21 protein-coding genes are annotated in these 21,232 nt (G+C 30.9%); 2 read left to right on the forward strand and 19 right to left on the reverse strand.

All coding sequences use genetic code 11. From position 1 onward, the window contains the following. Window positions 1-33 precede the first annotated feature (33 nt). From BUB36_RS08785 to BUB36_RS08825, 9 genes are all read right to left on the reverse strand, one after another. On the reverse strand, window positions 34-864 hold the full coding sequence (locus BUB36_RS08785; RefSeq protein ID WP_073149099.1) for a CheR family methyltransferase: 831 nt from the start codon (window positions 862-864) through the stop codon (window positions 34-36). Further along, on the reverse strand, window positions 861-4,484 hold the full coding sequence (locus BUB36_RS08790) for a response regulator (RefSeq protein WP_073149101.1): 3,624 nt from the start codon (window positions 4,482-4,484) through the stop codon (window positions 861-863). Before BUB36_RS08790 ends, BUB36_RS08785 begins: the two co-directional genes overlap by 4 nt. A 234-nt stretch (window positions 4,485-4,718) precedes the next feature. Beyond that, window positions 4,719-5,504, reverse strand: a complete 786-nt coding sequence (gene aroF / locus BUB36_RS08795; protein WP_084111881.1) for a 3-deoxy-7-phosphoheptulonate synthase — start codon at window positions 5,502-5,504, stop codon at window positions 4,719-4,721. Beyond that, window positions 5,494-5,979 (reverse strand): 2-amino-4-hydroxy-6-hydroxymethyldihydropteridine diphosphokinase, encoded by a 486-nt coding sequence (gene folK, locus BUB36_RS08800; protein WP_073149103.1) that lies wholly within the window; start codon window positions 5,977-5,979, stop codon window positions 5,494-5,496. Before folK ends, aroF begins: the two co-directional genes overlap by 11 nt. Beyond that, on the reverse strand, window positions 5,972-6,337 hold the full coding sequence (gene folB / locus BUB36_RS08805) for a dihydroneopterin aldolase (RefSeq protein ID WP_073149105.1): 366 nt from the start codon (window positions 6,335-6,337) through the stop codon (window positions 5,972-5,974). Before folB ends, folK begins: the two co-directional genes overlap by 8 nt. A 1-nt stretch (window position 6,338) precedes the next feature. Continuing rightward, on the reverse strand, window positions 6,339-7,103 hold the full coding sequence (gene folP, locus BUB36_RS08810) for a dihydropteroate synthase (RefSeq protein WP_084111891.1): 765 nt from the start codon (window positions 7,101-7,103) through the stop codon (window positions 6,339-6,341). Between the two features lie 315 nt (window positions 7,104-7,418). Then, complete coding sequence (gene folE / locus BUB36_RS08815; RefSeq protein ID WP_073149107.1) at window positions 7,419-7,985, reverse strand: GTP cyclohydrolase I FolE; 567 nt, start codon at window positions 7,983-7,985, stop codon at window positions 7,419-7,421. Window positions 7,986-8,039: 54 nt separating this feature from the next. Then, on the reverse strand, window positions 8,040-8,753 hold the full coding sequence (locus BUB36_RS08820) for a hypothetical protein (RefSeq protein WP_073149109.1): 714 nt from the start codon (window positions 8,751-8,753) through the stop codon (window positions 8,040-8,042). A 5-nt stretch (window positions 8,754-8,758) separates the two neighbouring features. After that, window positions 8,759-9,568: an aminotransferase class IV gene (locus BUB36_RS08825; RefSeq protein WP_084111883.1), complete on the reverse strand. Its 810-nt coding sequence runs from the start codon at window positions 9,566-9,568 to the stop codon at window positions 8,759-8,761. A 326-nt stretch (window positions 9,569-9,894) separates the two neighbouring features. Here BUB36_RS08825 and BUB36_RS08830 point away from each other — a divergent pair, with 326 nt between their 5' ends. Next, the gene (locus BUB36_RS08830) at window positions 9,895-10,371 is read left to right on the forward strand and encodes a hypothetical protein (RefSeq protein WP_073149111.1); all 477 of its coding nucleotides are present in this window, start codon (window positions 9,895-9,897) and stop codon (window positions 10,369-10,371) included. A 117-nt stretch (window positions 10,372-10,488) separates the two neighbouring features. On the opposite strand, the gene BUB36_RS08835 is transcribed toward BUB36_RS08830, so the two are convergent. From BUB36_RS08835 to BUB36_RS08845, 3 genes are all read right to left on the reverse strand, one after another. Beyond that, window positions 10,489-11,874: a sodium:solute symporter family protein gene (locus tag BUB36_RS08835; protein WP_073149113.1), complete on the reverse strand. Its 1,386-nt coding sequence runs from the start codon at window positions 11,872-11,874 to the stop codon at window positions 10,489-10,491. Between the two features lie 244 nt (window positions 11,875-12,118). Further along, the gene (gene pabB, locus BUB36_RS08840) at window positions 12,119-13,498 is read right to left on the reverse strand and encodes an aminodeoxychorismate synthase component I (RefSeq protein WP_073149115.1); all 1,380 of its coding nucleotides are present in this window, start codon (window positions 13,496-13,498) and stop codon (window positions 12,119-12,121) included. A gap of 7 nt (window positions 13,499-13,505) precedes the next feature. Beyond that, the gene (locus BUB36_RS08845) at window positions 13,506-14,093 is read right to left on the reverse strand and encodes an anthranilate synthase component II (protein WP_073149117.1); all 588 of its coding nucleotides are present in this window, start codon (window positions 14,091-14,093) and stop codon (window positions 13,506-13,508) included. Window positions 14,094-14,288: 195 nt separating this feature from the next. Here BUB36_RS08845 and BUB36_RS08850 point away from each other — a divergent pair, with 195 nt between their 5' ends. After that, complete coding sequence (locus BUB36_RS08850) at window positions 14,289-15,128, forward strand: TIM barrel protein (RefSeq protein WP_073149119.1); 840 nt, start codon at window positions 14,289-14,291, stop codon at window positions 15,126-15,128. Window positions 15,129-15,376: 248 nt separating this feature from the next. Here BUB36_RS08850 and hepT read toward each other — a convergent pair whose 3' ends face one another. The 7 genes from hepT to BUB36_RS08885 form a co-directional block, all read right to left on the reverse strand. Continuing rightward, a complete protein-coding gene (gene hepT / locus BUB36_RS08855) occupies window positions 15,377-15,808 on the reverse strand; it encodes a type VII toxin-antitoxin system HepT family RNase toxin (RefSeq protein WP_073149121.1) in 432 nt (143 codons plus the stop codon). Window positions 15,809-15,841: 33 nt separating this feature from the next. Beyond that, window positions 15,842-16,048, reverse strand: coding sequence for an STIV orfB116 family protein (locus BUB36_RS08860; protein ID WP_084111885.1), 207 nt, complete (start codon window positions 16,046-16,048; stop codon window positions 15,842-15,844). Further along, on the reverse strand, window positions 16,027-16,932 hold the full coding sequence (locus BUB36_RS08865; protein WP_073149123.1) for an ROK family protein: 906 nt from the start codon (window positions 16,930-16,932) through the stop codon (window positions 16,027-16,029). Before BUB36_RS08865 ends, BUB36_RS08860 begins: the two co-directional genes overlap by 22 nt. Before the next feature lie 64 nt (window positions 16,933-16,996). Beyond that, on the reverse strand, window positions 16,997-17,749 hold the full coding sequence (locus BUB36_RS08870) for a copper homeostasis protein CutC (RefSeq protein ID WP_073149125.1): 753 nt from the start codon (window positions 17,747-17,749) through the stop codon (window positions 16,997-16,999). A gap of 4 nt (window positions 17,750-17,753) precedes the next feature. After that, a complete protein-coding gene (locus BUB36_RS08875; protein ID WP_073149127.1) occupies window positions 17,754-19,259 on the reverse strand; it encodes a M81 family metallopeptidase in 1,506 nt (501 codons plus the stop codon). A 17-nt stretch (window positions 19,260-19,276) separates the two neighbouring features. Then, window positions 19,277-20,245 carry an ABC transporter ATP-binding protein gene (locus BUB36_RS08880; protein WP_073149129.1) on the reverse strand — a complete coding sequence of 323 codons (969 nt, stop codon included), beginning with the start codon at window positions 20,243-20,245 and terminating at the stop codon, window positions 19,277-19,279. Continuing rightward, window positions 20,238-21,224, reverse strand: coding sequence for an ABC transporter ATP-binding protein (locus tag BUB36_RS08885; protein WP_073149131.1), 987 nt, complete (start codon window positions 21,222-21,224; stop codon window positions 20,238-20,240). The genes BUB36_RS08880 and BUB36_RS08885 overlap by 8 nt, the downstream gene beginning before the upstream one ends. Window positions 21,225-21,232: the final 8 nt, after the last annotated feature.

Here is a 21,232-nt window from a genome sequence, read left to right on the forward strand (position 1 = left end):
CCCCTCTTTCAACATTTAAAAGCCTATTAGTTGTTATCCAAAGCTTTTCCTAAATATCCTCTCTTCTAGTTCATAGGGTTGAAATTTATGGTGAAACTCCGTAAATTTAACACTTTCCTTAGAACCTAATCCGAGAAAGCCCCCATTACATAAGCTATTATAGAATAACCTATAAACGTGTTTTTGAAGTTCCTTATCAAAATATATTAGAACGTTTCTACAAATAATCATATTCATTTCTCCAAATACGCCATCGGTTACTAGATTATGGTCTGCAAATATAATTTTTTCCTTTAGTGATGGATCAAGGATTATTGAATCATGTTTAACTGAATAATAATCTGAAAAATCTCTGCGTCCACCAGTTTTACTATAATTTAATATATAATTATTTAAATTATCAATGGAATATATACCTTCTTTTGCTTTTTCCAATACAGTGTTATTAAAGTCTGTTGCATAAATCAAAGCCTTTTCATAAAGACCTTCTTCCTTTAGTAAAATAGCCATTGAATATACTTCTTCTCCTGTTGAACATCCTGCATGCCATATTTTTATAGAAGGATAGGTTTTTAAAACTGGTATTACATTTTCTCTAATAGCTTTAAAAAATGAAGGGTCTCTAAACATTTCAGTTACATTTATTGAAAAATCATGGAGCAATACTTCAAAAAAGCTTCTATCATAAAGGACCCTATGAATCATCTGTAATACTGTCTCAAATCCAGACAGTGTTTTCCTATTATTTATACGCCTCTTTATATGATTTCTTGAATAATTTCTGAAATCATAGCCATACTTTTGATAAATTGCTTCAAGTAAAAGTCTAATCTCTATGTTTTCATTTTCTATTTCGCTATTCACTTATTTAACCACATCCTTAAAAGTGAATTTATCTTATCTGTTTCAACTGGCTTAGTTAGGTAATCATTTGCTCCTGCTTCGATACATTTAATCCTATCATCCTTCATTGCCTTTGCTGTAAGGGCAATAATAGGGATATCCTGATATTGGGGATTTTTTCTAATCTCCTTCATAGCCGTATAACCATCCATTTCTGGCATCATTATATCCATTAAAATAATATCTGTATCAGGATTTTCATTTAACTTTGCAATACCCTCCTTTCCATTTTTTCCTACAATAACACTAATGTTTTGTTCCTCTAGCATACTAGACAGGGCAAAAACATTTCTCATGTCATCATCAATAATTAATACTTTCTTTTGGCTAAAATCAGTTCTACTTCCAAAGTTCATCTTAGTTTCTTTATAGTCTTCTTCCGATATTTTAGAGGCTTTACTATTCAAAAACAGTGATACCTCTGACATCAATCTTTCCATAGATTTTGGTCCCTTTACTACAATTGTCTTTACGTATTTTTGAAGTTTGGCTTCTTCTTCCCCTGATAGTTCTTTTCCTGTATATATGATAACAGGTATCTTGAGTAGATTTTCTTTTTTCAAAGTATCAAGCAATTCAAATCCAGAGATATCTTTAAGTCCAAGATCAAGTATTATGCAGTCAAAGGATTGGGCTTTTAATAATTTATATGCCTCTTCTCCAGTCTCAGCACCTTTAGTTCTAATTCCTTTATCCCTAAAAAGCTCAGCAATGCTGAATCTCTGATTCTTATTGTCTTCAACTATAAGTATATTGTTAAAGGTTCCTTCATTTTCCTTTTTAATATCTCTAAATATTTCATTAAGTATATTTCTTTCATCTCCTATTTTATTATCTATTGATTCTACATCTTTAATTTTACTTGCAGCGGCAACTTCTTCTACTAACTTATTTGAATCTTCATATGCTATTTTCTTTAAGTCCTTTTCTTGTTGAGATTCATCTGTCTTAGATAGCTTTTCGGGTAGAATGATAGTAAAAGTAGATCCTTTGCCTTCCTCACTCTCTAAAGTAATCCTTCCATCTAACATTTTGGTAAGCTCCTTACAAATCGAAAGCCCAAGCCCTGTTCCACCATATTTTCTATTTATAGTTCCGTCAGACTGCCTAAAAGCTTCAAATATAATTTCTTGTTTATCCTTTGGTATACCTATTCCTGTATCAGTAACAGCAATTTTTATTAAATCTTTATATTCTAATCTATTGTTTTCAATTTCTTCGTGTGCAAGTCTACTAATATTTACTGTAACTCCACCTTTTTCAGTAAATTTAAAGGCATTTGATAATAAATTATTTACTATCTGTTTAACTTTTTGAGGATCTGTATAAATAAAATCTGGTAAATCATCAGAAGCTTCTACTTTAAAACTAATTCCCTTTTCAATGGCAAATTGTTTAAAGGAACATTCTAAATCATATATTAATTCTTCTAAATTCATATTTTCTAAGCTAATATCCATTTTTCCTGCCTCAATCTTTGAAATATCAAGTATATCATTTATAAGATCTAAAAGATCCTTTCCTGATGAATATATTGTATTTGCAAACTCCAATTCTTTTTTGGTAATAGTTGAGTTTTCCAATTTATTGGAAAGAAGCTTAGAAAGAATAAGTATGCTATTTAATGGTGTTCTTAATTCATGGGACATATTGGCTAGAAATTCCGATTTATATTTATTTGCTATCTCTAAATCAATTGCTTTCTTTTCAATTTCTTTTTGAGCCTTTTCCAATTCTTCATTCTTTCTGTTTATTTCATCTCTTTGTTTTTTTAAGCTCTTAGTCTGTTTTTCAAGCTCCTCGTTTATTATACGCAGTTCTTCCTGCTGCTCTTGAAGGCTTGCTTCCGACTCCTTTAATGCATTGGTCTGATTTTCAAGTTCTTCATTTGTTTGTTTTAATTCTTCCTGCTGCAATTGCAATTCTTCTGTTTGTTTTAAACTCTGCTCAAGCAGTTCTTTCATCTTTTTTCGTGATTGTGCAGTATTTATACTAATTGCAATAATCTCACTAATAGTTTCTAAAAATTCTATTTCAGAGTCTGTGAATTTGTTAAATGAACCTAATTCCACAATACAATTGATTTCTTCATGGTATATACATGGTACCACTATGATATTTCTTGGTACAGCTTCCCCCAATCCTGAATTAATAGTTATATAATCATGGGGGACATTGCTTAGAACAATTATTTGCTTTTCTAATGCACATTGTCCTACTAAACCTTCTCCTTTCTTAACCTCATTGGTAAGATTTTTACGTTTCTTATAGGCATAGCTGCTAATCATTTTAAATGTTTCATTATGGGTTTTCAGATAGATTGCTCCTACATGAGCCTTTAAATATTTACATAGATATGTAATTATGTTATTTGCTAAAATTGTAATATCTTGCTCTCCTCTAATTTTCTCATTCAATTCCGATTGACCTGTTTTTAACCAGTTTTGTTTTTGGCTTTCATTCATAATTATTTGTAGCTTATCCATAAATATGTTAAAATAGCTTGCCATTTTACCTATTTCATCAGATGTATTCACCTTTAATCTCACCTTTAAATCAGCTTCTCCTTCTGAAAAGCCTTTAAATGTATCAGTAAGTGTTTTTACAGGTAACACAACTATCTTGATTATCTCAATTGATACCAATATGGATAAGATAATAGCAACAAAAGATAGGGCTAGCATTATCATAATGGATTTATCATTGGTTTTTTTAACATTTGGTCCAAATGTCCCTTGTTCTTCAATGATTGACTGTTTTATTTCTTCAGCAACATTAGATATTTCCGATCCTATATCATTTAACCTTTCTATTTTTTTATTCCTGTTTTCTATTATTGACACAACTTCCTTAAAGCTACTGATATAATTACTTTTATCTTCATCTATTAAATTTAAACGTTCTCTCCTAACCTCATCATTTATTGAGTTATTAACGTACTTCAATTCTTTATCCATTTCAGAAAGTTCATTTATAACTATGTTTGCAAAATTACTCCTATTGTTTTCTAAATATTTCCCAACATTTAATCTTGCCTCTAAAAAATGTCTTTGGGCTTCTATCATAGCATTCAATTGTTCTTGGTTATTATAGTCCAATGATAATTTTATTATTTTTGACAGGTTTTCTTCTATATCTGTTCCCTTCTTAGTTAAAATACCTAAAACTATAATGTTCCTCTTGTTCTGATAGTCCACTATCTCTTGAAATCCATCCTTATACTCTTGTATGTATTTTAAAACCAAATCTAGTTTTGAATCCCTTTCTTTGACTTCAATATTATTTTTAGCATCATATATCAATTCTTCCATATGTTCATAATTCTTCTCAAATTCTTTTTGTGCCGAAATATCTCCTGTAACTATATAGTTTTTGAAATTAATATCATTCTCCAATAGGTTAGTTTGAATCTCTCCCGCTAAAATTTGATTTTTAGCTATTTTTCTGTAGTGAGAAAAATCCTCACTTATTTTATTAAGACCCCTATATCCAAATAAAATAGTAAACATTAAGATCATTATGACTGCGCCGAAACCAATAGCAATTTTAGTAGCTAAACTAAATTTCTTTAGAATAGGCATAGAGCTATCCCACCTTTTTAGTATTATCAGTATTCCTATCCATTACACCTATCTATATGATTATGTAAACCTTCTAACTTTTTATATCCTAAAGTAGATATATAAATTTTATCATTCATTAAAAAGATGCACAATACTACAAAATATATCAAACCCTATTTTAAGGCTTTTAAGCAATAAAAAAAAGCCCAGCTTCATACTAAGTTGGACTTCTATAATAATTAAACATTAAAACTAAAGTTTATTTATTTCTAGATATACTTTTTGATATTCTTCTGGTGTTATAGATTGTTGACCATCACTTAATGCTTTTTTAGGGTCAATATGTACTTCTATCATTAAGCCATTAGCTCCACAGGCTAAAGCCGCTTTTGACATTGGTAGGATAAGCTGTCTATGTCCTGTGCCGTGACTAGGATCTACTATTACTGGTAATCCTGTTTCACATTTCATAATAGGTACTGCTGCTAGATCCAATGTGTTTCTTGTATATACCTCAAAGGTTCGTATACCTCTTTCACAAAGTATAATATTTTTATTTCCATAAGCAGCTATATACTCTGCCGCCATTACCCATTCCTTTATTGATGCACTCATACCCCTTTTTAAAATAACAGGCTTATTAATTCCTCCAATCTCTTTCAACAATGAATAGTTATACATATTTCTTGAGCCTATTTGAACTATATCTGAATATTCTACAACAGCATCTAGATTTTTTTCATCCATAAGTTCTGTTACTATAGGTACACCTATTCTTTCTCCTGCTTCCTTTAAATACTGGAGACCCTTTAAACCAAGACCTTGAAATGTGTATGGACTCGTTCTAGGCTTAAATACTCCTCCCCTCAATATATCTACTCCCACTTCCTTAAGGGCTAAAGCTGTTTCCATAACTTGCTCTCTTGATTCAACTGCACATGGTCCAGCTATCATAACTGGAGGATTATCACCTCCAATATTTAGTTTTCCTGCTGTTACTACTATCTGCTGTCCAGTTAAAACTTTTCTATCCATCATAATTTATCTTCCTTATTCCTTCACCTTCTAGATTTTTTATTATCTGTTTTATATCTATATTGTTTATTTTAATATCTGGTGCTATCTCATATAATGGTACCATGACAAAGGCTCTCTCTGTCATTCTTGGATGAGGCAAAGTAAGCTTTTCATCCTCTGAGTCAAATCCTTCATATAGTAGTATATCTACATCTATAGTTCTAGGTCCCCATCTGATTATTCTCTTTCTCTTTAGTTTTTCCTCAATATAGTTGCAAAATTCTAAAAGCTTATAAGGTTCTAAGCTAGTATCAATTTCTACAACTATATTTAGAAACCAATCTTGGTCATGATATCCTACAGGTTCAGTTTCATAATATGAGGAAATATTTATAATTTTAATATCCTTACTATTTCTAAGCATATCTACAGCCATATCAATATTCTTCCTTTTATCATCAATATTACTTCCTAATCCTAGATAAGCTTTATTCATTTCTATTTCTCCTTATTTCTATGCCAAAATAATCGAATATACCATTAACTGGTGCCCCTGGTTTTCTTATCTTGATACATACTTCATTAACCTTTGAAAAATCATTCAATATAGTATCAGCTATATTCTCCCCTAAAGCTTCTAAAAGCTTAAATCTTCTATTTTCAACAATCTCTTTTACTTTATTATAAACCTCACCATAATGTACAGTATCTTGAACATCATCGCTTAAGCCTGCTTTTTTTAAATCAGCATAAAGCTCTATATCAACAAAAAATTTTTGCCCTAACACGTTCTCTTCCTTTAAGACACCATGATATCCAAAAAATGAAAGATTCTTCATTATTATCTTATCCATACTATAAACCCCTTACAATAGCATCTGTTACCTTAGCTGCTCTTAGGTTTTCTTTTATATCATGCACCCTTACTATATCTACTCCCTGTACTATTCCCATTACAGTAGTAGCAACAGTACCTTCTACCCTTTCCTTTGGTGGCAGGTCAAGTATCTTCCCAATCATTGATTTTCTTGACGTTCCTAAAAGAATAGGATATCCTAAATCGTTTAATTCTCCTAATCTAGACATAACTATCATATTCTGCTTTGGAGTCTTGCCAAATCCTATACCTGGATCCAATATTATATTTTCTTTTTTTACACCTGCTTTTAATGCTATATCTATAGATTTCTTGAAGAAATCACAAATTTCTTCAAGAATATCCTTTTTATATTCTATGCCTTTTTGATTGTGCATCACTATAACTGGCACATCATATTTAGCTGCTACAGTTGCTATATCAGGATCGCTTTGTAATCCCCAAACATCGTTTATAATATGAGCACCAGCTTTAAGCACCTCTTCAGCCACCTTAGACTTGTAAGTATCTACTGATATCGGTAAATCTACTTCTTTAACAAGTCTTTTTACTACTGGCAACACCCTTCTTATTTCTTCATCTGCATCTACTTCTACAGCTCCAGGTCTTGTGGATTCACCGCCAACATCTATTATATCGACTCCTTCTTTCACCATATCCAAAGCATGTTTTATTGCTGCATCAACATCGTTGAATTCTCCCCCATCCGAAAAGGAGTCAGGAGTAATGTTCAATATACCCATGATAAAAGTACGGGTACCCAAATTTAATTCATATTTTCCACATTTTATATTAATTTTTCTATGAAATTTATAATTTATATTTCTCACGCTATTCACCCCATTATTAAACAATATATAATTAATCTATTTTCTTATGCTAGTTAATTAAATGTTTTGTTTTTGATATACCTTGGAAAGTTTTAATATTTCATTTGAGTGATTTTTATAAACCTGTTTTCACCTTCAAAATAACATAAAAAAACAGGTTTATTACATGAAGGAAAATGAAATATCAAAACTCTCGCCATAGAAGCTAATTTAACGAGTTAGTTTATCTTATCTTCCAAAATTTATTAATGCCATAGCTTCTGCCCTTGCTTTTGCATCTTTGTTAAATAATCCTCTAACAGCAGACGTTACAGTTTTAGAACCTGGTTTCTTAATTCCTCGCATAGTCATACACATATGTTCAGCTTCAACAACTACTATAACACCATGGGGATTTAGTTTTTCCATTAGGGTTTCTGCTATGGTTGCAGTAAGTCTTTCTTGAAGCTGAGGTCTTCTAGCAACAGTTTCTACCACTCTAGCAAGCTTGCTAAGTCCAGTAAGCTTCCCTCCCTTGGGCAAATATCCAACATGAGCCTTTCCAAAAAAAGGTGCAAAATGATGTTCGCATGTGGAATAGAAAGGTATATCCTTTACTAAAACCAATTCTTCATGCTTCTCGTCCTGAAAATATATCTCTAAATGCTTACCTGGGTCTTCATTCAATCCTTCAAATATTTCCTCATACATATCTGCAATTCTACGTGGCGTGTCCTTAAGCCCCTCTCTATCAGGGTTTTCACCAATAGCTTCTAATATTTCCCTAACTGCCTTTTTTATTCTCTCCTTGTCCATTTTTCTCCCTCTTTCTATAGATATTGAAAATATTTGTAGCTTATTTTTATCATTTTATATTATTGGGAAACTGTTTCTTTTCCAAAATTTAACAACTCCACCATAGGGCTTAAGTACATAATTCATTATTGTATTGAGTTTCTCTATTTTTTTATCTAATTCTTCTCCAATAAAATCTATACTCAAATTATATAAAACCTTGTCAATTTTTTGTATATCTTTTAATATTTTTTTATCCTTTGGTATCCAATATCCATGGAGTTTATAATAATAAGTTAAAATATTATAAAAAAGATTATTCATTAGAAACTCTGTATTAATTAAATCTTCTTTTCTTCCTAATATATCAGTAAAATCTTGATAAAGCTTAAATCTTATATAATCTATTTCGTCCTTTTTAAGTTTTTGTGGACCTCTTTTGTATAAATATCTTATCTTGTCTAATAATTTGGCTAAATCCTTATCAATATTATATACAAATTTATAGCTTTGTAATGAATTAATTAAAAAAGGAGTTTCATCATAAATAGCTTTCTCAAATGAATTATAGGACATGTATGATACATCAAATAAAACTCCATCTACCGTAATCAATTCCCTTTCAAATTCATATTTTCCATGGGTTATAACAAAAAGATCTATATCCCTTAAAGTATGAAAATCCTCTTCTTCTATATTTGCTCCTGCACCTATCAATAATATACTTAGAACCTTTTCCCCCTCTAGAATATTTTTAATTTTTTTATCAAATATTTCTTTTATTTTCATTTTAGTCACCTATAGAGTTTATTGATCTCCCTCATTAAGATTTCTGTAAGCTTATTATTTCCAACATCAAATTTTCTATCTTCTAATTCTGCTACTGGCATAACATCCATTAAAGAATTCGTTAAGAAAATTTCATCAGCAGTATATAACTGCTGTTTGTCAAATTCTCCTATAAATAAATTTAATTGGAGTTTTTTTATTACTTCAATAACCTTATCCCGAAGTATTCCAGGTAGTATCCCGCACTTAATGTCTGGGGTATAAATTATTTTATCTTTAATAAAAAAAATATTAGATATTGTCCCTTCACAAAGCTTTTCATTAACATTAAAAAAAATTGCTTCATCAAAACCCTTTTTCAAAGCCCTTTGTCTAGCCAATATATTTTCTAAATAGTTATTTGACTTAATATAAACAAGAGGGGAATAGATATTTCTTTTAATATGGGAAAAGCTCAATTTAAATCCTTTTTTATAATCATCTTCCATATAACGTTGCTGTCTAGTGCTAATTAAGAGAATATAACTATTCTTATTTTTAGAGTATGATATTCTTATACCTCCATTTTTAAGATTATTACGTTCTATTAATTCACAGCAATATTTTTTTATATTGTCTTCATCATATATTAGCTTTAAATTTAATATGCTGCATCCTTCTTTCATCCTTTCTATATGCTCATTAAAAAAATACATTGTTCCATTTAAAATTTTAATGGTTTCAAATAGTCCATAGCCATATAGAAAGGCTTCACTCTCAGGAGAAATCTGTGTTTTATTTTCAGTTAATAATTTTCCATTAAGAGATATATACATAATAACACTTCCATTTATTCTTCTATTTATATTTATATTAGATTATATATCTTGAAAATAGTATGAGTCAAACAGAATAATAAATTCCACTTATTAAAGACTGATTGTATTCAATGTAACTTTATTGTCTTCAAATGAATAAATTAACCTATTGTGCTGGCTTCTATCACGGTAATTTTAATATATTATTTTTATATTTTACGAAAATTATAATAATCCAATATTTTGTATATTTATAATTTGTTACAAAAATGTTATAATAGTATTGATATATTAATTTTATAAATAGTAACTATAATCTAATTTATAAAAAAGGTGGGGACATAATGGCTATAACTATATATAATGATTTTGAAAGTTTTAGCTCTATTACAGATAAATTATCTACAGTTAATTTTAATAATTTACCTCTTGAAAATACAAATAGTTACTATTATCACCATGTCAGACCTTTAATAATACCAAATCCATTGGTACTAGAAGGAATAAAGCTAACATCACCTTGTTTTCTTTTTTCATCATATGATGAAAATTTAGATAGCGATGTAATATATGTAGGTGAAAATAGTAAAATTGATTTTTCTCAAAACACCTTTGGCATTATGCTGAAGGTTGAAAATAAGGAAAAATGTATATTAAAGGTTACTGATTATAATGATGAGGTATTACTATTTGAATGTGAAGACTTAAAACCATATATTTCTGTAGGTTTTTCTTCTCCAAATGGTATATCAAGCATTCAATTCTTAAATTCAAACACATTTCTTTGCAGTATGCTTTTTGCACAGGCGATTAATCAGTAATACAAATATCCCCTACAGCAGTAATCTTCAAGCTATAGGGGGTTTACTATTGTTAGAATTTCAGATATTATAAAATTAATTTTCTTTAGACCATAGCTGGCAATCAGCTCATTACTATTATTTATTAATTTCATTTTTACTTGTTAATATTTTTAACTTACCACTGAAAAACAATATGAAAAAGCTTACCATTAAACCTATATACAATGAGCTTATCTTTCCAAATCCCAATAAAATCCAAAGCACACTGGATAAAGGTCCACCTAATATTGCATAAAACCCCGATTTTTTATTAATTTTATCCTTAAAAAACATTGCCGCCGTAAGGGGCAAAAAAATTGGAGTGGCTCTAAATACCATGGATAAAAATCCCCAGCCCAGAATCATAGAATCTTTATTTTGAATAACAATGAATAGTGATAATAGTCCTATGCAAACAATACTAATCCTCAAAATATAAAGCTCCTTCTTATCACTTATTCCTTCGTTAATCAATGGCTTATATACATCTCTAACAAACATGGTAGCAACTCCTAAAGCTAAACCAGCCCCTGTAGCTATTGAAGATATTAAAACTGTGGCTATGGATATACCACCAATGCCATGATTGAGATAATTTAATAGAAATAATGGGAAAGCTTCTCTCGGAGAAATATTTGGATAATGAATACGCATATACATACCTATAAGGGTACATACAATTCCTACGGGCAATACAAAAAATGCTGTTAAAAATGCACTATATCTCGATGTTTTATAATCTTTTCCTGCCACAACTGCTTGAAAATATGTTTGTGTTGATAATACTCCTACAACAGTGGCAATACCAGATGCAAGATCTTCAGCCAAACCGCCACTAAATATATTAAACCAAGGTTCCTTTGGAAAAAAGGTCAGAATTTCATGAACACCATTTAAATGAAATATCAATATATATCCACATATTAAACTTGTGCCGTATAAGAGTACAGTTTTTACCGATCCCACAAGGGTACTACCCCAAAATCCACCAAATACTACATATACTACAAGAAGTATTGTAACAATTAATGCAGAGCTTACTACATTTAAATTGAATATAGCTGTAAATAATGCTATTACAGCAATAACTTGTCCATTAATATGAATAAACATTCCTATGGATAATAATACACTAGCAGCAGTTCTTGATTTTTTCCCATATGTAGTTCCTATAATCTGTGGAATTGTATCCATTCTTTCCTTATCCATGTATTTTGAATAAATCAGACCTAAAATAATACTTGAAACACAAAGACCTAAAATGAACCATATGGCAGCTATTCCCCTATTATATGCCATTTGAGCTGTTCCTACCGTAGATGCACCACCAATTATTGATCCCATAAGCATGCTTGTTACTCCAACAACACCTATTCTATTTCCTCCAGTAATAAAATCCTTAGTATTTTTCACCTTAAGCTTTCCTAAATATCCTGCAACACCTGTAATCATAAGGGTAAGTGTCGCACTTAATATTAACATAATCATTCCCCTTTAATCCTTCTAATTAATACGCTAATTATTTACTTAAACTAATTATATACTTTTTTAAATTAACAATAAATACTAAGTGTTTTATATTTTATATAATGAACGAAGGCATGTTTTTAGTTGCAAGTATCAGGACCTATCTGGTGAGTTTTAAATCAAAACAATTCGTTACATTATTATAAAGAAAATATTAAAATCCATCGATAAAAACTAACACAATGATTTAATTTAACAACTAAAGCCTCAAAGCCTTCATTAAGGCTTTAGCCTTATGCAAGGTTTCTTCATATTCCATTTCCGGATCAGAATCCCACACTATTCCTCCACCCACTTGAAAATATGCTTTATCACCTTTGCAAACTATGGTTCTTATAACTATATTAAGATCTACTTCTCCATTAAATCCTATATAGCCAATAGAACCAGTGTATATATTTCTTTGGGTTGGCTCCAGTTCATCTATAATTTCCATTGCTCTGACCTTAGGAGCTCCTGTAATTGACCCTCCAGGAAATGTGGCTTTAATCACATCTATTACATCACACTCATCCTTCATTTTCCCAATTACAGTTGAAACTAAATGATACACCGTAGGATATTCTTCTAAATGAAAAAGCTCTGTTACCTTTACTGTTCCAGTCTCAGATATTCGTCCTAAATCATTTCTTTCCAAATCAACTATCATAAGAAGCTCTGCTTTATCTTTTTCACTTGACATAAGATCTTCTCTATTTTTTCTATCCTCCTGAGGACTGTTTCCTCTAGGTCTTGTTCCCTTTATGGGTCTAGTCTCTATAATCCTATCATTTATTTTAATAAATCTTTCTGGGGAACTGCTTACAATATATCCTTCCCCGAAGTCTATAAAACTTGCAAAGGGAGCAGGATTTATAGTCCTTAACTTTCCATATAACTCATAGGGACTTATATCTAATTGACACTCAAACCTTTGAGTAAGGTTGGCTTGATATATATCTCCAGCCTCGATATAGGACTTAACCTTTTCAATAGCCTTTACATAATCTTTTTTGGTGAAATTAGATTTAAAAACTTTCTTATTTTCTTTATGGTCAATATTAATATTAATTTTTTTATCTTCTCCTGCTTTAATTGTTTTTATCATTGAGCTTATAACCTTCCTAGCTTCATCCTTTATTCCAATAGAAGCTACAAAAACTTTATTCCTTCTATGGTCTATTATGATAATCCCATCATAAAATCCTAAAAAACAATCTGGAATATTTACATCATCCACTGCTGTTCTAGGTAATTTCTCTACCTGATGACATAAATCATAGCTTAAATATCCTACTGCCCCTCCAACAAAAGGAAATTCGCTTTTATATTCCATATCATATTTTAATAATAATTCCTTTAGTTTAAGTAAAGGATTACCTTTAACATTTTTTACTTCTCCATTTTCTATAATATTAATATCTTGATTTTTAGATTTAAAAACTATAAAGGGATCAAATCCAATAAAGGAATACTTCCCTAGCTTTTCGTGATCCATTCCACTATCTAAAAAAAAGCTATAGGAAAAATCTTTAAATAAAGAGTATATCTCAAAGCTACTTAATTTAGTTTTAATTTCTTCAATTAGCACTCCATTCATTATCGGTTCACCTTCTTACCTTAAACTTTTTTGCTTCTATTAAAAAATTTTCTAAAAGCTCTATTCCCATTTCTGTAAGTATGGCTTCTGGGTGAAACTGAACACCTTCTATAAGATAATCCTTATGCTTTATACCCATTATTTCTCCATCAAAGGTCTGGGCAGTTATTTCAAAACACTCTGGTAAGGTCTCTTTCTCTAAAACCAATGAATGATACCTAGTGACCTTCAGTGGATTGTTTAAACCCTTAAATACCCCTTTATTTGTATGTTTTATGAGATGCACCTTTCCATGAACTGGCTTTAAGGCTTTTATAACCTTTCCTCCAAATACTTGCCCTATAGTTTGATGTCCTAAACATATGCCAAGAATAGGGATTTCCCCTTTAAACTTTTTTACTACATCTATACATATTCCTGCTTCATTGGGTGTACATGGTCCTGGAGATAAAACTATCATATATGGCTTCAAACTCTCAATTTCTCTTAAATTTATCTCATCATTTCTATATACTAAAACCTTTTCTCTTAAACACTCTAGGTACTGTACCAGATTATAGGTAAAGGAATCATAATTATCTATCATCAATATCAAAATAATCCCTCCTTTTGATGTTTTTTATTTGATTATACCTTTCAGAAATATGTTGAGTCAAATTTCGACAAATTCCTATTTATGAATTTAACCTTTACAACCATGAATCCATGTTAGATAATATACTTATAATACACTTATAGAGATACTTTTATAACTCAAGATAATTATACTCATCAGGTTTGGAGGATTATTATGATTATCGGATTTACACTAGATGAAAAAATATTTGATAAAATTACCCCCATAGAATTACTTTACCAAACAAAGAAAATGGGTACTAGGGGAATAGAAGTTAGTCCCGATGAAAAAATACTGCCTATAAATACCTATTATGAAATAGCTAAGCTTTGTAATGAACTAGATATTGAGATAAATTATCATGTTCCATATTTTGCAGACAATTTTCTATATGAAATAATGAACTTTAATGAATATAAAAAAAACATTAAGTCTAAATATGAAGCCTTAATATCTATTATTTCCAATATGCAAAGCATTATCTGTAAGCCATCTATACTAACGATTCATGGAGCAAACTATGAAGGATTTGAAAATAAGGAAAAAGCTCTTTATAATACCCTTAGCTTTTTTGACTGGTATCTTAACTTTTTAGATAAAAAGAATATACACGTTAGATTAGCCCTTGAGACATTGAATAAAAATCAAGATGTAATTGGCAATTCTAGAGAAGATATTAAGAATATTACTAGGGAATTCATGGACTCTAAACTAGGAATATGCTTAGATATATGTCATGATTCCTTTAACTATTACCCAGGAAAAGCTAAGCTTGAAGATAACTTCTATAAAGATATAATCTACTGTCACATCCATGGTATAAATATAAAAAAATCTATATCACATATTGCTATTAAAAATAGTGATATAGATTTTAAAGAACAAATTAATTTTCTACTAGATAAGAATTTTCAAGGTGTGCTAAATTTAGAGCTTCTAGTAAGCTTATGTGGAAATGACTATTTGAAGGATTTATATGATGATATAGATTATATTAAGAATAAATATCTTTAAACTCTAAAGTACAAAGGCGTCTGACGACGCTTTTTAGTTGCAAGTTCCATGTTCCAAGTTTTAAGGTCATTCTTCTAGGTCTAAAAAATCTTAATTCCTGCTTCTAAAATTTAGATGGTAATAGTTTGTAATTCCTTGTGTCAATTGAATTTACTGCTTCTAACCCATGCAATTTCGTGCAAAAAAAGTTTTAGTTCTTTGACAACAGGGAAAAGATCTGCTAAAATCAGCAGGTCTTCAAATATTCTTTACATAGACTGTAATATAACTCTACTAAATTCCTTCATATCCTCAAGATGAACTTCAATTATTTTTTTCACTATCTTCAAATTAACTGCTTGGTAGTCATGTAAAACTATATTTCTAAATCCTACCGTTGCTTTAAGTTTTTCATTAAGCTCTTTTTCTATGTAACCATTAGCATATAAAAGTTCAAAATCATCTCTACTATTTTGTGGTATACCCAGAGATTTTTCTGCAACTATATTCATTGCTAAATCTATACATGCTTCACAAGCTCTTTGAACATTCAATATAATAGAATCCTGTTTTGTATAATTTCTAAGATTTTCAGGATTTCCATCATATTCCTCATTGATACGCTTTATATACCTTTCAATTATAGAAGCTTTATTATAACCTCTTTCCTTAATCTTATCTATATTTTTTGATTGAACCATATAACTACCTCTTAACTATATTATACCATCCTCTTACTCCAATCTTTCCATTAATTTTAAAGAATATCCTATCTCTTCTATTTCTTCTCTACTTAAAACACTAACCTCTGGTGGTCTTTGGTTTAACTTAAATACTATAGCCTTATGTCCGATTTCTTGTTTAAACTGTATCCGTTTCATAGGTATATTCAGTTCAAACAAATCTGATATGTTTTTATTCAGTTTAATGCAATATAACATGCACCAAGAATTCCTGCATCATTTCCAAGCTGAGCTGGAACAATCTTTGTATATTCTCCATAGGAAGGCATAACTCGATTTTTAAATAATTCATTTAAATCATCAAAAAATGGCTTTCCTTGCGCAGAAATCCCTCCCCCTAAAACAATAAGACCTGGGTCGAATATATGAGTTATATTAACAAGCCCTGTAACAATATGATTTAAAAACTCTTTATATACTTCTATTGCTTGCTTTTCACCACTTTGAATTTTACTAAAAACATCCTTGCCACTTAGGCTTTCTTCAGAAATTCCTAGCTTCATTGTATAACTTCTTATTAATGCAGCTGTGGAAGCATATCGCTCAAAACACCCTTTACTACCGCAGTTACAGTCATCTCCTGCTTCATTGATAATCATATGTCCTATTTCCCCTGAACCTCCCATGACTCCTTTATAAAGTTTATCATTAATTATTATAGCTCCGCCTACTCCAGTTCCAAGGGTAATACATACAAAGGTGCTTAACTCCTTACCAGCACCTCTCCAACTCTCTGCTAACGCTGCAGAATTTACATCATTCTCAACAAAACACTTAAAACCTGTATTAATTTTCACTTCTTCAGAAAGCTTTGTTCCAGTATATCCAGGCAAATTTTCACTTGCAAATATTATTTCTCCTTTTTTACTATCTACTTTACCAGCAGTACTGATACCTACAGAATCGATGCTATAATACTTATCTAATTCATTTATTTTTTGTATAATTATTTTAGGTATTTCTTTTTTGCAATCATTATTTGGTGTATGTATTTTGGATTTAGTTAAAATTTGTCCTTGTTCATCTACTACTCCATATTTAATAAAAGTTCCTCCAACGTCAAAACAAGCTACCTTTTTCATGCTACTCCTCCAATAAATAGTATCAATTGTAATCTAAACCTTACTTTCTCCTACAATTTCATTATTATAATTTTTTGTAATCCTCAATATTATCAATAATATCCCTTACCTTCTTAATAAGATTATAATCTGCCCTTTCTACCACAAATTCAGTCTCAGGAGTACCCATTCTTTTAATACACTCTCTGTATTCCATTTGACTACCAACATTAACCTTACCTGACAAATGATAATGAGTACATTTGGTTATTTCATATATTTGTTCTATATTGTCGGCATTTACTCCACAACCAGGCATAATAGTTATAGAATCCCCAAACTTTTTTTGTACTTTTGCAATGTAATTTGCACCCTCTAGGGCATTTGCCCTTTGTCCTGACGTGAGAATTCTGCATACTCCTATTTCAATGAGTCTAGGAATATCTTCCATAGGATTTTTTGCATCATCAAAGGCTCTATGAAACACTACTTTAAGAGGAGATGCAATTTTTACAAGCTCCTTCATTCTATCAATATCTATCCTACCATCACGTAATAAAATTCCAGTAACAATACCATCGAATCCCATTTGTTTTACAATATTGATGTCCTGCTTCATTGTTTCAAACTCATTATCATCATATAAAAAATCTCCACAGCGAGGGCGTATCATTACAAAAACTTCTATATCTTCAATTTCCTTTGCTTTTTTCATTAGTCCATAGCTTGGTGTCAATCCACCGATGTTTAGTGCAGAACATAATTCTATCCTATCTGCTCCAGCACTTTTAGCTGTCACCATAGATGTATAAGAATCTACGCATACTTCTAATATCATAAGATTATCCTTTCTTTATTATCAAATTATCAAAGACATTATATTCAAAATCATTATCTAGTGGGAATATGGGTCTCTTAATTTTTTTATAGTCAAGGGTTTTTAAATCCTCATTTGTATTACCTTTTGTAAGTGCCATAATGCTACGCTTAGCTACTAAACTATGCTGATGTGTAAGGTAACCCAGTTTGCAAACCACTATTTCTGCATCCTCAGGGTCTACTCCTAAATCTATAAACATATCAGGTAGTGTATATCCAACATGGGCCTCAGAAATCACTATGTCTACTCCACAGCTATTGAATAATACTAAATCTCCTTTAACCATTCCTCCTCTAGACCAATCCTTAATATACGCCTTTACTGTTCCAGTTGCCGTAATAGACGATGAGGTAACAGTATCAAATTTCGAACCAAAGGTAAGTGTTATCTCTTCACCAACTTTTCCTTCACATTGTTTGGTAGCTATTGGGTCATATATTCCTCCATATATTACAGGTTTTTTAAGATTATCAGTTCTATTATCAGACATTATTAATTTTAAAAAATTAGTACAATCAGAAGATGCTCCAGCAGTTGGATTATCTCCAGAATCAGAGATATAAATAGGTAGTTTACCTTCTTTTACTGCCTCAAAGGCAACATCCAGAGCTTCTTTTTCATCATATGTTTCTGTATGAAAACAAAAATCATCTTTTTTAGACCAAATAAGTTCAGCTAATCTTACTGCTTCCCTTTCGGCTAACTCAAGGTCATCATCTGCAACTACATAAACAGCAATAGAACTATCTTCATTATCTGACCAAGGAAACCCCATAAAATACGAAGCAGCCATTATACCTTCTTTTTTTTCACATTCTCTGAGTGAATTTATAAGTTCTATCATAGGCTCTACATTTGTTGATGACTGCTCTCCAGCAATTAAAATTGGTACCCTTACCCAAGCTGATTTTGCATTTGCATTATTCTCAAGAGCATCTATTGTCATCTTTGCAGCATGCTCACCAGTTTCAAAGCAATCTGTATGTGGAGCACATTTATATCCAACAAAACCATCACAATTATCATACATTCTTTTAGTCATCGTAGTATGCATATCAAGTGAAGAAAAAATAGGTATATTAGGAAATATAGCCCTTAATTCTTCAATAAAATATCCTTCTGCCTCTCCTTGTTGCTTAACTCTCATAGATCCATGTAATGAAAGTGTTATAGCATCTATAGGAGCTTCTTTTTGAGCAGCCTTGGCTCTTTCTAAAATTTCATTTTTTATTTTGATATAAAAATCATAATCCACTTCACCGTTGGGAACCGCTCTAGCAAATACAGTAGGAATTACTTCATATCCTACCCCCTGCAAAGTCTTTATAATTCCCGTTACTGAATCATTTTCACGTAAATTATTAAAAATGTCATTTCCATATATCACATTAAAATCCTTTTCACAAGCTATTATTGGATTAAAGGAATTTGATTCGTGATGCATACCTGCAATTAGAATTCTTTTCATTAGAATTTATCCTCCATTTATGATGATTTTAAATGACAAGCAACCTTATGTCCAGGTTCTACTTCCAAAAGTTTTGGTATTGTTTGAAAACATTCATCCTTTGCATACATACATCTAGTGCTAAATGGGCAACCCTTTGGCATGTCAATAGGACTAGGTATATCTCCTTTTAAAATTATGCGTTCTCGTCTATGGGTAGGATCTGCAATAGGTACAGCCGATAACAATGCTTGTGTATATGGATGCATTGGATTTTTGTATAATTTTTCTTTAGTTGTTATTTCTACTAAATAGCCAAGATACATCACACCAATTCTATCTGATATTACCTCTACTACACTCAAGTCATGGGATATAAATAAATATGTTAGATTAAATTCTTTTTGTAGCCTCTTAAATATATTAATAACCTGAGCCTGTATTGAAACATCAAGGGCAGAAACAGGCTCATCAGCAATTATAAGCCTTGGATTAACCGATAATGCCCTAGCGATACCTATTCTTTGTCTTTGTCCACCAGAAAACTCATGGGCATAGCCTTGGGCATGTCTTTCATTAAGTCCAACAGTTTCTAAAAGTTCTATTACCGTCTTATATCTTTCTTTCTTAGACATGTTTGTATGTACCAATAGAGGTTCTCCTACTATATCTTTAATTTTCATTCTAGGGTTAAGACAGCCATATGGATCTTGAAAAACCATCTGCATTTTTTTTCTAATAGGTCGCATTTGGACAGGAGTATAATTGGTAATATTATTATTTTCAAACCAAACTTCTCCAGAGTCTGGATTTAATAGTTTATTGAGAATTCTACCCATAGTACTTTTCCCACATCCACTTTCACCGACAATAGAAAGAGTTTCTCCACTTTGTATTTCAAGAGAAACCCCATTAAGGGCATGTACATATTTATTCTCACCAAACAATGTTTTTGATGCCAAAAAAGTCTTATGAATATCTTTTAATTGAATAAGAGGACTACTCATTTATCTCACTCCTCTCACGGATTAGATGACAACGACACTGTCTATTACCATCTATATTAGTGAGCTTAGGCTCTTCCTTATAACATTTCTCCATCGCCTCACTACATCTAGGTGCAAATTTACATCCCTTTGGCATTTGGGAAAGATCTGGAACCCTACCAGCAATATATGGTAAAACATCTGCATTTTTCCCTATTTTAGGAACAGAAGCAATTAAGCCCTTTGTATATGGGTGTAATGGATTTTTAAACAAAGAAAAAACATCAGCCATCTCTACAATCCTACCACAATACATAACCATTACCCTGTTACACATTTCAGCAACTACACCTAAATCATGGGTAATAAGTAATATCCCAATTTTATTTTTTTCTTTTAATTCCAACATAAGTTCCATAACTTGTGCTTGAATTGTCACATCAAGAGCAGTTGTAGGTTCATCTGCAATTAGTACCTTTGGATTACAAGACATCGCCATAGCTATCATTATTCTTTGAGACATTCCCCCTGATAGCTGGTGAGGATATCTATTCATTACATCCTCAGGAACAGGTATTCCAACTCGTTTTATCATGTCAATAGCATGCTTTCTTGCCTGACTATTATTATATTTCAAATGAAGCTTTGTACACTCCATAATCTGTTCCCCTACTCTTAGTACAGGATTAAGGGATGACATAGGATCTTGAAAGATCATTGCTATATCTCCACCCCTAATATTTCTAATATCCTTTTTGTTCATTTTTAATAAATCTTTACCTTCTAAAAGAACTTCTCCTGCCGATATATTTCCTTGTTCTGGAAGTAACCTTAAAACAGATAAGGATGTAACAGATTTTCCACTACCTGACTCACCAACAAGCCCAACAATTTCTTCTTTGCCAACATAAAAAGAAACATCATTTACTGCAACGAGTTTTCCTTTATCTGTATGAAATTCAGTTCTTAAATTTTTCACTTCTAATAATTTTTCTGACACTATTTACC

It is taken from the genome of Paramaledivibacter caminithermalis DSM 15212 (assembly GCF_900142245.1).
Classification (GTDB): Bacteria; Bacillota; Clostridia; order Peptostreptococcales; family Caminicellaceae; genus Paramaledivibacter; species Paramaledivibacter caminithermalis.